11 protein-coding genes are annotated in these 12360 nt (G+C 44.1%); 8 read left to right on the top strand and 3 right to left on the bottom strand.

The features are described 5' to 3' along the window. The first annotated feature begins 18 nt into the window (after window positions 1–18). Window positions 19–1155 (top strand): tRNA guanosine(34) transglycosylase Tgt, encoded by a 1137-nt coding sequence (gene tgt, locus NSS67_RS09280; RefSeq protein WP_339319271.1) that lies wholly within the window; start codon window positions 19–21, stop codon window positions 1153–1155. Between the two features lie 43 nt (window positions 1156–1198). After that, entirely contained in the window at window positions 1199–1519 is a 321-nt protein-coding gene (gene yajC / locus NSS67_RS09285) for a preprotein translocase subunit YajC (protein ID WP_339319272.1), read from the top strand. A 477-nt stretch (window positions 1520–1996) separates the two neighbouring features. Here yajC and NSS67_RS09290 read toward each other — a convergent pair whose 3' ends face one another. Beyond that, complete coding sequence (locus NSS67_RS09290; RefSeq protein WP_339319273.1) at window positions 1997–2836, bottom strand: phosphatase PAP2 family protein; 840 nt, start codon at window positions 2834–2836, stop codon at window positions 1997–1999. A gap of 95 nt (window positions 2837–2931) precedes the next feature. Next, a complete protein-coding gene (locus tag NSS67_RS09295; RefSeq protein WP_042191121.1) occupies window positions 2932–3324 on the bottom strand; it encodes a TIGR04086 family membrane protein in 393 nt (130 codons plus the stop codon). A gap of 225 nt (window positions 3325–3549) precedes the next feature. Between NSS67_RS09295 and NSS67_RS09300 the strand changes: the two genes are divergently transcribed. Continuing rightward, window positions 3550–4314 carry a DUF421 domain-containing protein gene (locus NSS67_RS09300; protein ID WP_339319274.1) on the top strand — a complete coding sequence of 255 codons (765 nt, stop codon included), beginning with the start codon at window positions 3550–3552 and terminating at the stop codon, window positions 4312–4314. Window positions 4315–4319: 5 nt separating this feature from the next. Here NSS67_RS09300 and spoVB read toward each other — a convergent pair whose 3' ends face one another. Further along, window positions 4320–5915: a stage V sporulation protein B gene (gene spoVB, locus NSS67_RS09305; protein ID WP_339319275.1), complete on the bottom strand. Its 1596-nt coding sequence runs from the start codon at window positions 5913–5915 to the stop codon at window positions 4320–4322. Window positions 5916–6111: 196 nt separating this feature from the next. Between spoVB and NSS67_RS09310 the strand changes: the two genes are divergently transcribed. The 5 genes from NSS67_RS09310 (at window position 6112) to recJ (ending at window position 12292) form a co-directional block, all read left to right on the top strand. After that, complete coding sequence (locus NSS67_RS09310) at window positions 6112–6363, top strand: post-transcriptional regulator (RefSeq protein WP_339319276.1); 252 nt, start codon at window positions 6112–6114, stop codon at window positions 6361–6363. 225 nt (window positions 6364–6588) lie between these two features. Beyond that, entirely contained in the window at window positions 6589–7842 is a 1254-nt protein-coding gene (gene secD, locus NSS67_RS09315) for a protein translocase subunit SecD (RefSeq protein WP_339319277.1), read from the top strand. After that, on the top strand, window positions 7832–8734 hold the full coding sequence (secF, locus tag NSS67_RS09320; protein WP_339319278.1) for a protein translocase subunit SecF: 903 nt from the start codon (window positions 7832–7834) through the stop codon (window positions 8732–8734). Before secD ends, secF begins: the two co-directional genes overlap by 11 nt. 175 nt (window positions 8735–8909) lie before the next feature. Next, window positions 8910–9860 (top strand): cation diffusion facilitator family transporter, encoded by a 951-nt coding sequence (locus NSS67_RS09325; RefSeq protein WP_339319279.1) that lies wholly within the window; start codon window positions 8910–8912, stop codon window positions 9858–9860. Window positions 9861–9889: 29 nt separating this feature from the next. Then, on the top strand, window positions 9890–12292 hold the full coding sequence (gene recJ / locus NSS67_RS09330) for a single-stranded-DNA-specific exonuclease RecJ (RefSeq protein WP_339319280.1): 2403 nt from the start codon (window positions 9890–9892) through the stop codon (window positions 12290–12292). The last annotated feature ends 68 nt before the right edge of the window (window positions 12293–12360 follow it).

Below are 12360 nucleotides of genomic sequence, written 5' to 3' on the forward strand. Positions count from 1 at the left end.
AAGAGGATGGGTTAACTTATGGCAGCAATTACTTATGAGCACATCAAAACGTGCAAACAATCCGGAGCAAGACTTGGAAGAGTCCACACTCCACATGGTGTGATTGAGACACCTGCATTTATGCCAGTCGGCACACAAGCCACAGTCAAGACAATGAGTCCCGAAGAACTGAAAGAGATGGATGCTCATATTATTTTGAGCAATACGTACCATCTATTTCTGAGACCAGGCCATGATATTGTTCGTGATGCAGGCGGACTGCACAAGTTCATGAACTGGGATCGTCCAATTCTGACGGATAGCGGCGGGTTTCAAGTATTCTCGCTCAGTGACATGCGCAAGATTACCGAAGAAGGCGTTCATTTCCGTTCCCATCTTAATGGAGATAAGAAGTTCCTGTCTCCTGAAGTAGCTATGGAAGTTCAGAACGCACTTGGTTCTGATATCATGATGGCATTTGATGAATGCCCTCCATTCCCAGCTGAATATGATTACGTGAAAAAATCACTAGAGCGTACAACACGCTGGGCAGAACGCTGCCTGAAAAGTCATGCTCGTCCGAATGACCAAGGTCTATTCGCTATCGTGCAAGGTGGTATGTATGAGGATCTTCGCCGTCAGAGCGCGGCAGATTTGACTTCCATGGATTTCCCGGGGTATGCTATTGGAGGGCTCAGCGTCGGAGAGTCCAAGCAGCTAATGTATGAAGTGCTGGATTATACAGTTCCCCTGCTGCCACAAGGAAAACCACGCTATTTGATGGGCGTTGGTTCACCGGATGCATTGCTGGAAGGATCAATTCGGGGAGTGGACATGTTCGACTGTGTTCTACCTACTCGTATTGCTCGTAATGGAACAACGATGACCAGTCAGGGAAGACTCGTTGTACGCAACGCAAAGTATGCCCGCGATTTTGGGCCGCTTGATCCGGAGTGCAATTGCTATACATGCCGGAATTATTCCCGCGCTTATTTGCGCCATCTAATCAAAGCCGATGAAACATTCGGACTTAGATTGACGACATACCACAACTTGCACTTCTTGTTGGATTTGATGCGTAAAGTGCGCGAAGCCATCAAGGAAGATCGGCTGCTTGATTTTCGCGATGAGTTTTTTGCAAAATACGGATTATATGATAATCTTAAAGGCTTCTAGGTTGAATTTAATGCCTTAATGTACTTTGAAAGGGGGGAGAAATATGTTTCAATCGTTTCAATATGCAGCTGGCGCAGGTGGTGGGGGTAGCATACTAGGTCTGGTAGGACCCTTTGTCCTTATGTTTGTAGTATTCTACTTCTTGCTGATTCGTCCGCAACAGAAGAAGACCAAAACTCGTAACGCGATGTTGAAGTCTCTGAAAAAAGGCGACAAGATCGTCACAATTGGTGGTCTTCACGGTACGATCATGGAAATCTCCGATGATATCGTGGTTCTACGGGTTAATGATGTAACTAAACTAACCTTTGATCGCGGTTCCATTAGTCACTCCGTTGCGACGGACGTGGAGGAGAAAGTATAGAATTGATTTAAGTACATAAAAAGCGGTGTCTTCTCGTTAAGAGAGGACACCGCTTTTTTGAATTACTTATTGTCTTTAAGGGCGCCAAAGCGTTTTTCTGGTAGAAGGTGTGTATGCTTGTAGTTAGTTGTACTTTCTACAGCTATTTCAGTTTATGCTTTCTCGATTGAGAGTTTAATTGTATTATGTGCAGTTATTTCTGTGGAAAATGGCTGTCGGCAGTGTTTAGCTTGAATATAATTGTACAGAGTGCATTTAAACTGAGAATAAGCACATTTGATTCGAAATAGTTGTATAGAGTGCAGCTATGTTAGGTTGAGCTCAGCTATTATGTAAGAGAGTGCAGTGAAGGCGGGGAGCATACAGCTATTTATGAGTAATGCTGCGATAAAAAAGCTGCCGTTTGAGTAGATCTACTCAGGCGGCAGCTTTTGTTAAAATATAAGACTATATAAGTGGAACTTGAAAACATATTGGTTATCGCATATCCGTCATTCGGTTGCGAACTGTGAGTGATTCTTCGCGTCCCCGTAAGGTTAGTTTGGCGAGCTGAACACCAACTGAAGAAGCTAAGACTGCTAATAGAGTGCCACCTATCATATCTGTAAGCCAATGAATGCCCAGATAGAAAATACCAAAGACGATTAAGACTGCGGAAATACTCGTAATAACCATCCAGCGGCGGTTTCCTGAACGGAATGCCAGTAGTGCCATCGTAACGGATATGGACGTATGTAGACTCGGGAAGCAGTTGTTGAGACCGGATAAAGGGCGGTACTCCTGCTCAAAATTCGGAAATACATCCAGCATAGTAAACTTAACGCCTGCAGGTAGATAGGACCATACCTCATTCACAGGGAAGTAAAGATAGAATGGAATCGCTACGGCATAGTTAATGATAATAGCATAGCAGGTTGCATATAGCATCACTCGGTTCTTGTCTAACAGATAGACACCTAGAGAAGCTGCTAATACAGATTGAAGCATGAAAATGTAAAAGAAGACTATGATAGGTGTCAGCCATGGACTATAGAATATATCCTGAACAGCTTGGACAAAATGCCCCTCTAGTCCAAATACAAATGACGTATAATCTGAGGTAAGATGCATTTTTTCTTCAATTTGCAGTTCATATTTATTCAAGACTAGTACACCAAACATTCCTGCCATCAGTAGTAAAAACTTATATGATCTCAGCATTTCTTTCCCGATTTCAACCAATGCCATGATTGGATTACGACGAGCGCCAACCCATACTAATATCACTACTAATACAACTGTGTACAAAACAATATGGTTCATTGATTGGTAAAACAAAGCAATCGAAGCCTCCTTGATTCTCTTTATGAAGTCAGATGATCACAGTTTAACATATTTTCAAGGAATGTTTCGAATTTAATGAAATAATAAATTTAGCTTTTCTGTAAATTAACACCAAACATTCCACCTAAAGCGCCAATGGCTGCAGCGGCCAGAACCCAAAGGAGATCAACACCAGAAGGTGAGCTATCCAGTGCTAGAAATCCAATTAACAGAACGATAATCCCGTAAAAGATTCCTGTAAGACTTCCTTGATACCAGCCTTTGTTAGTGGCTCTACGACCGGCGGTTAGTCCTCCGAATGCTGCGGCTATGCCGTGTACAATATAAGTGTACATTGAGAGATCCTGCTCCTTCAGGCCGCTGCCCCATAATAAAAGAGAGAGGACAAACGCGCCGAGCAGCATCCAAAGGAATGATCGACATAGGCCGGATAACACAGGGTTGGCTATTCTCCATGAGAACAGGCGCCGGATTAAATACATGGTACAACCTCCTAAAGTTTTATTAAAAAAATTAATCTACATAAGTTATTATTCATTGTATGGGGAGGCTTGCCCCAATAGTACAAGAATGGGCATTGCAGCCCTTTTACCATTAATTAATATGTGAGCTTCCGAATGTTCCCTGTGCTGAGCGGTCAGAATAGGGTTACATTAATCCGCCCGAGAAACAAGTCTGCGGGTGAGAGTGGAGGGGAGCGAAGCTATATGTCCCAGCATATCACTACCCATATTTTCTTGACCGTGCTGATGTATTTCTTCATATTCCTGTGCATGCGTATCATGGGGAAGAGGGAAATCGGTAAGCTGTCTGTATTTGATCTAACCATCTCAATTATGATTGCTGAGATTGCTGTTTTTGTGATTGAGGATATTAATCGTCCGATTTATGAAGGACTGGTTCCAATGGCAACATTGGTTATCATTCAAGTTGTGGTTGCTCAGCTCAGTCTTAAGAGTAGAAAGATTCGGCTATTAATGGACGGTAAACCGAGCATACTCATTTCTGGCGGTAAGCTGCACCGGGGAGAGATGCGTAAGCAGAGGTACAATATTGATGATCTGCTGCAGCAATTGCGTGGTCAGAACATCGCTAGCCCTGCTGATGTGGAATTTGCGATCCTGGAGCCTAGCGGTCAGCTCACCGTTTTCGAGAAAGACAAAGGAATTTCATCTTCCAATCCAACAGGCAATAGCAGTTTAGCTGCTGAGAATAATAAGAGCGATGAGAATGGAGATGAAAGCAGCCAGTCGGTTAAGCTGCCAAAGAACAAAATCAGATATGAAGGACTTCCTATTCCACTGATTATGGATGGGAAGGTCCAAGATCAAAATTTAGAGATGATAGGAAAAACCAGATTCTGGCTAAGAACTCAAATCCGCCAACAGGGAGTATCGGATTTTCGGGATGTTTTTCTATGCTCCATAGATCATAAAGGCAGAATTTATGTAGACCGATTGGACACCAGATAACCTTTTTAGAGCCAGCGCTTAATGAACGGTACTCGGTCCAAATCACGAAGTGAGATAAGGCCAGCTAATAGACTGATACCCAAATACAGGGCCATTCCTATTGCAGAGGCAAATAAAAATTGAATCCATTGTGCATCTGCAATGGGAATGGAGGTGTATACATAATGCACGCCTGCTCCCATAATGATCATTGCACATAAGGTCTTAATGGTTTCGGTTATTCGTAAGGATAATGAAATTAAACTGACCACACTGTAACCGTGCAGTAGAGTAACAAGAACGCTGTTCACCATAATTGCAATGATGGCACCGTAGATTCCGTATTCAGGCTGGGAAGCTAATATAACAATTAGAATGATCTTAACTACTGCCCCAATAAGGGTGTTGATAAGCGCTCTGCCCGGTCTGTCCATGGCTTGAAGTGCAGCTTGTAAGGGAGCCTGAACATAGAGGAACAATGCGAAAGGAGCCATTAGCTTTAGCATAGGAGCAATGTCCGCATTGCCGTATAACAAGCTGCATAGTGGGACTGCTAAGACATACATAAGAACAGCAAACGGAGCGCCTGTTACCAGAGCGAGTCGAAGGGCTTGATGCATCCGTTTGTGAATGGTAGGCAAGTCCTTTCTTGCGGCAGCCTCAGATAATGAGGGGACCAGAGACACCGCGAGAGAGGAGGTTAAGGCTCCGGGAAGCAACAGTAGGGGAATAACCATTCCCTGTAATGCCCCATACTGCGAAGTCGCGGCGGCTGTAGCGATTCCGGCCAAAGCAAGACTGCGTACGGTAATAATGGATTCCAGTAAATAGGAAAAAGAGCCCACAAGTCGACTTGCCGTAACTGGAATAGATACACCTAGTAAACGCCGTAATATGGGGGAGTTTGACTTTACACCTTTTGGATCAGAAAGGATAACCTCCTGTTCAATCGCTAGTTGTGCTGGAATGGGATTTGTTTTCTTATCCCTTTTCGAGATGACATAATATTGCCACAGAATTGCTAACATTCCGCCAATCTCTCCCACAGTTACACCTAGCATTGCCCCTGCAGCAGCTAAAGCAATACCCTTGGGAAGCAGCAGCCAAGAGAACCACAGCATAAAAAATATTCGAATGATGGACTCGAAAACCGAAGAAAGCGCGGAAGGAATCATGTTCTGCCTACCCTGAAAATAACCACGGTAGATTGCAGATACAGCAACAATTCCAATCATTGGGATCATGGCGATAAAAGTATAATAAACTCGGCGGTCTGTTAAGATAACATTGGAGACCCATGAAGCGCTGAGCAGAGCAACAATCGTAAAGAAGACTCCTAATCCGACACTAAGGGCAAGTCCAGTCCGTAAAATTTGCCGCGATTTCTCAGGGCGGTTCTCTCCCTCTGCTTCCGCTACCATCTTAGCAATAGCTAGTGGAAGCCCACCAGTAATGACAGTAGCCAGCACGATAAAAAAAGGATAAGCAAGCTGATATAGACCCACGCCCTCTGCTCCAATGATGCGTGGCAAAGCAATTCGGGGTATAAATCCAAGCATTCGATTAATGATGCCGGCGGCAAGCAAGATTAAAGTTCCTTGTATAAAGCTCTGTTTCCTCAAAGGTCACGCCTTCTTCCCGAAATGAAATGAAACGCTGGCGAACTTGTCTATTCTAATGGATATGCTGTACCCCTATCCCGGCATGCCTTGTTTTAGTAGTTGTAACTTTTTGTGACCGAAGGAGGAAAGCAGAGAACTTGGGTCGAATACCTATGAAAAGCATACGAACACGAGCGATCTTTGGAGGTGTCATCACGTGGAATCGGAACAGTGGAATCATGATCAACATAGTGAAGAAATCGAAGCCATGTGCCGCAGCAAAGCTGAAGAATTCCAGCTCCTAGGCTATGAGTATGTAACCAGCAAGGATATTTGGGATTGTATCAGTCGTAATTATGATAAGGATGGAATGCCCCCCTTGCATAAGCTGGTAAATGATATTTATTCCTTAAAAGCCAATAGTTACATGACTTATTTGACTTTAGCGGCCTATCGGGGGTTAAATTGAACAACTAACACTCCATTTCTTTTTTTTGCGAATAGGCACATAAAGCTGTAAAGTAAGAGAATAATAACCTCACATTTCCTTTTATAAACGGATGTCGTGCTGATATAAGCAGGGGCGGCCGTTTCTTTGTGTGAGCATAGCTATGTAAATACTGTGAATTGACGGTCATTTCACGTGTAGCTATAATAGGAATATTGAGTTAATGAAAGGGGAACTAGCTAGAGCATGAAGAGACTAATGGGCTTTATTATTACCGTGCTCGTTTTGACAGGCGTCATGGTATTTACTACTCCTGGATTGCTGGACAAGGTTAGACTTGGTCTTGACCTGAAAGGCGGATTTGAGATTTTGTACCATGCAGAGCCTATGGAAGCGGGAGCAGCTTTGTCCCGAACTTCTCTGTTGAAAACAGCAGAAAGTTTGGAAAAACGGGCCAATGCGCTCGGAACCAGTGAACCAGAGGTTACAACTGAAGGTACTGATCGTATTCGTTTGAAAATTGCGGGCGTTACTGATGAAGCCGAGGTTCGCAAGAAGATGAAGGAACCTGCAGTTCTGACATTTCGTAGTGCTGCTGAGGGTGATCCACAAGGAACCTACAGCAAGATAGAACTTGTAGGTAGTGATTTTGTTGAGGGAGCTGCAGAGGTTCAACGTAACAATTTGAATCAGCCTGAGATTAGCATCAAAATCAAAGATAAGAAAAAGTTTGCGGAAATTACCGAGCGGTTACTTGGTAAGGAAATGGCTATTTATCTGGATGAGGATTTATTATCCTCTCCTCCCACAGTAAGAGCAATTCTTACCGATGGTAGTGCATCGATCTCTGGAAATTATACCATTACAGAAGCACGTGAAATTGCAGACACTATCAATCTAGGTGCGTTGCCACTGAAACTTACGGAGAAATACTCTCAAAGTGTGGGTGCAACACTTGGTAAACAGTCTCTTGAACAAACGATCAAAGCAGGTCTTCTAGGTTCTTTGATTATCCTGATCTTCATGATCGGTATGTACCGCTTGCCAGGTCTCTTGGCTAGTTTCGCACTGATCTTGCATACATGGCTGTTAATTGTAGTCTTTGTTTTTGCAGACTTTACATTGACGTTGCCTGGTATAGCCGCATTTATTCTGGGTATCGGGATGGCGGTCGATGCCAATATCATAACTAATGAACGGATAAGGGAAGAAATGCGCAGCGGTAAAAGTGTACTTTCCTCCGTTAAAGCTGGTAATAAATCCTCTTTCCGGACAGTAATGGACTCCAATGTCACCACTGTTATTGTGGCAAGTGTTATGTTCGCCTTCGGTACAGGTGCAGTTAAAGGCTTTGCATTAGTGCTGATCGTGGAAATCGTATTGAGTATCGCCACGAATCTTTATTTCTCCCACTGGTTGCTTAGCCAGCTTGTTAAAGCCGGTAAGCTGAACAAACCGAAGAGCTTTGGTGTTAAGGAGAGTGATATCCGTGCGCTTTAAGAAAGAGCTTGATTTCGTACATTTGAGTAAGTTTTTCTATATTTTTTCCGTCGCACTGACAGTTGCAGGATTGATTTTCCTAGCAACCCTTGGATTGAATTACAGCGTTGATTTCAAAGCGGGATCTAATGTTGATATCTCATTGTCTAAAGATTTGAGTCTGGATGAGGTACATTCCGCTATTGAAAAATCTGGGATTCCAAGTGATCCAAGTGTTACATTAGGTAGTGAACGGGTCAACATTCGTTATGATCAAGTGCTCGATGAGCAACAAGATGAAGCTCTGAAAGCTCAGATCTTGAAGTTTGATGATAAGGCATCGTTTGAAATTAACACCGTGGATACTGAAATGTCTAAAGAACTTGCACGCAATGCGATCTATGCAGTTCTCATTTCTTGTCTAGGGATTATCATTTATGTAAGTATTCGTTTTGAATGGCGGTTCGCATTGGCAGCTATTGTTTCACTGATTCATGATGCCTTTATGGTCGTTGCCATCTTCTCCATCTTCCGTTTGGAAGTGGATTTGACGTTTATTATAGCGGTGCTTACGATTATCGGTTATTCCATCAATGATACGATCGTTATCTTTGACCGTATCCGTGAGAATTTACGTTTTGGTAAACAGAAAACCTACGAGGATTTGAAAGAGCTTGTGAACAAGAGTGTGGCTCAGACTCTGATGCGCTCTCTCTACACAGCATTTACCGTATTTATTGCGGCGTTCTTCCTGTTAATTCTTGGAGGCGAGTCCATTAAGATGTTCTCGCTTGCGATGGTTATCGGATTGCTATTCGGAGCGTACTCCTCTATCTTTATTGCAAGTCCGATCTGGCTTCTGCTTAAGAAGCGTGAGAAGATAAAGGTAAAGAGCAGCCCAGCTAAAGGTTAATATCTCAAGAGAATCAACATGGCTGCACTTGAATGAAAAAACATCAACTTTATAATTTTCTTATATGTTAAGAAAGCCGCGTCAAATGCGACGCGGCTTTCGAAATCTTTGGGGTTGTATGTCATGTGTTTTGTATCATCATGAGATTACTTGCTAGTGGTAAGGAGGGCCTCGTATGAATAAAGAACGATCACCGCAAAGCAAGACGGTTGCTTGGACAGGGATCATCAGCGATGTTACTTTGGCAGTAGCTAAGGGGAGTTTTGGCTATATTTCAGGTAGCAAGGCATTAATGGGCGATGCATTATATTCTGGAGCAGATGCTGCAGCTAAACTGGCGGATATACTTCCGTGGCGCTCTGAACAGAGTAGAAAGAGCAAGCAACGGATAGAAGACCGGCGGGGCAATAAGGAGCCGCTTCTAGCTATACTTTTTTCGGTTTTGATTCTTATGGGGGGACTGCAGATCGCTTTCTCTGCAATCCGTGACTTAACGGAGGGCCAGTCATCCACTCACGGAGAACTCGCACTTGTAACTGTCTTACTATCTATTGTATTTAAAGAAGCTGTATTTCAATATCAATATCGGTACTTTAAAAAAATAGGTGATGGCAGTCATGCTGCTTATGCCAATAGTCATCGTTTCAGTTTGTATACTTCTATTACAGTATTAGTTGGGATATCGTTATCAATGGGTGGTACTTATTGGCATCCTCTACTCTATATGGACCCTATTGCTGCACTTTTAACAGGATGCTTAATTCTTCGTAAAGGCTATATGCTCATTTCTAATACTATCAGTGCTAAGAATGCTCAGGAGCTACCTTCTGAGGAGGCAGCTAATTTTATTGAAACCGTACAACGTGTTCATGGAGTTATTCGTGTAGAACAATTGAAGGCGCTTGAGCAAGGGAATTATGTGAATCTGGAAGTGAAGATCAGTGTAAATCCGCGGATTACAGTGATGGAAGCACAGGATATTTCGGAATGCGCAAGAAAGCTGCTACAGCACCGGTTTGTTCATGTTGGCGAGGTGCATATGGACGTAGTTCCTTATGATCCCGGTTATCCATACAAAAGTAATTATGAATTGGTGGATAATGATATTCCAACGTTGCTTCAGTAGTTTGCATGGTGAAAGAAAGGTGAGCTCTATTGCTTTATTCAAAAACAAGATGGCAATCTCCGGCAGCCGATCCCGACATCGTAAGGGATATGGCCCGGAGCCTTTCTATTTCTCCGCTCTTATCCTCACTATTAGTGACAAGAGGAATGAATACGCCACATGAGGCTCTATCGTTCATGGATGGCGGTGTGGAAGCTCCGCATGATCCGTTCCTTCTAAAAGGAATGGCTGAAGCGGTTCCCAGAATTAGAAAGGCTTTAAAAGAAGAAGAACATATTCTTATTTACGGCGATTACGACGCCGATGGTGTATCCAGTACAGCGTTAATGATTCATTTGCTGCGTTACTTGGGCGCTTCCTTTGATATTTATATCCCGCACCGTTCTAACGAGGGCTACGGGCTGCATAATCATGCTTTGGATTGGGCTCTACAGCAGGGTGTATCCTTGATCATTACTGTGGATACTGGCATTAGCGCCTATCATCAGATTGCTTATGCTAATGAACTAGGGATCGATGTGATCGTTACAGATCACCATGAGCCACCGGAGCTTCTGCCAGAGGCTTACGCGCTGATTAATCCTAAGTTACCCGACTGCCCCTACCCATTCAAAGGATTGGCGGGCGTAGGTGTAGCTTATAAGCTTGCCCAGGCCATGTTAGGGGAGGAAACTCCGGAAGAATGGGCAGAAATAGCTGCTATCGGTACTGTAGCGGATTTAATGCCGCTGCTGGGAGAGAATCGCGAGATTGTCCGAAACGGTTTGACCAGTATGCGGAATTCTCGATTCTCTGGTATTCGTGCTTTACTTGGGGTCAGTGGTGTGACCATGAGTACTGTGAGTGCGGTAAATATCGCTTTTGGAATGGCGCCTCGTATCAATGCCAGTGGTCGTCTGGATCATGCTGGCCGGGCTGTGGCCTTGCTTACAACCGAGCATGCTGATGAGGCAGAACAACTGGCTGGGGAACTTGATCTGCTTAATAAAGAACGCCAATTGGTCGTAGAAAGAATTGTATTGGAGGCCACTGCAAAACTGGAGCAGATGACGCGTGGCGGTGAGATACCGGACATTATAGTCCTTGCTGAACAAGGCTGGAATGTGGGTGTGGTAGGTATTGTGGCATCAAAGCTGCTGGAGCGTTACTATCGACCTGTGATCATTCTGGATATTCATCCAGAAACCGGTATGTGCAAAGGCTCTGCCCGCTCCATTCCTGGACTTGATATATATGCGGCGCTATCCTCTTGTTCTAACTTAATGGATCATTTCGGTGGTCATCCGGCTGCTGCGGGAATGAGTCTGCATCGGGACGGCCTAGAAGCCTTCGCTGCGGCATTAAATGAATACGCAGCTGCTGTGTTGACACCGGAGCATTTCGTTCCTGTTACTACTGCAGATGCAGAGGCATCGATTGCCGATTTGTCCCTTCAGACAGCGCTTGAATTGGAAAGGCTTGCACCTTTCGGGATGGCAAATCCATTGCCAAAGTTTATCATTCGTGGGGCTACAGTAAAAGAGACACGAACAATGGGGCAAGAAGGAAAACACTTGAAGATCGTATTGCAGCAAGGGAAAAACACGATAGAAGCCTTAGCTTTTGGTAAAGGGGACTTGGCTAAGCTGCTCCCTGTGGGCACCACGATCAATGTGCTAGCTGAACTGTCGATCAATGAGTGGAATGGCTCACGGAAGCCACAGCTGATGCTACAGGATTTATCTGTACCAGATGCTCAGTTGTTTGATCTTCGTGGCGCTGCTGACGCTGTACGGCAAGCTGCGCATATTAGAGAGCTGCTGCTTCCTTATAGCGGTGCTGGACCGTATCGTGCAGCTGCAGTGTTTCAGAGCGGACGTATGTCTCCACAGACTGAATTGATAGGAATGTCCTTCTGGGCATATGATAAAGAAGCTGGCATTAGCGCCGTTAATAAGGATGATTCGATTCAGGAATCAGGGCATGTCTCACTATTATGTTTACTGGATATGCCGGAGACTCCTGAACAGCTTGACGCGTTACTAAAGGCTTTTCCTAATGCTGATAATATTGCGCTATTGCACTCTATAAAGGATGGCCGAGAACGACTTATTATTCCGACACGGGATCATTTTAAACTACTTTATAAACTGCTGGCTTCGATCACTTCTGTTGCAACGCCTGAGAATGAAGTGCTGCTGCGGCTAAGCCGACAATCCTCGTTAAGTATTCGCATGCTTAGTAAAATGCTAGATGTGTTTGAGGAGCTTGATTTTATCGAAAGAAGTCAGGGAAGTGTGACCTTTATTACGCAGCCCGTAGCTAAGAGCCTTACAGCATCGCATCATTTTGTCAGACTGGGGCAGATGGCGGAAATGGAGCAGTATTTCATGGAGGGTAGCCTGTCTGCGTTACAGGACTGGATGCTATCGCGCCGTCTAGGCGTATCGTAATTATTTAGGTATGTGGTGGCTTACGAAGCAAGTTTTGCCGATGACTTATCAGTGAAGTGTACGCTTAC

Source organism: Paenibacillus sp. FSL R10-2734 (assembly GCF_037963865.1).
In the GTDB taxonomy this organism is placed as follows: Bacteria; Bacillota; Bacilli; order Paenibacillales; family Paenibacillaceae; genus Paenibacillus_AQ.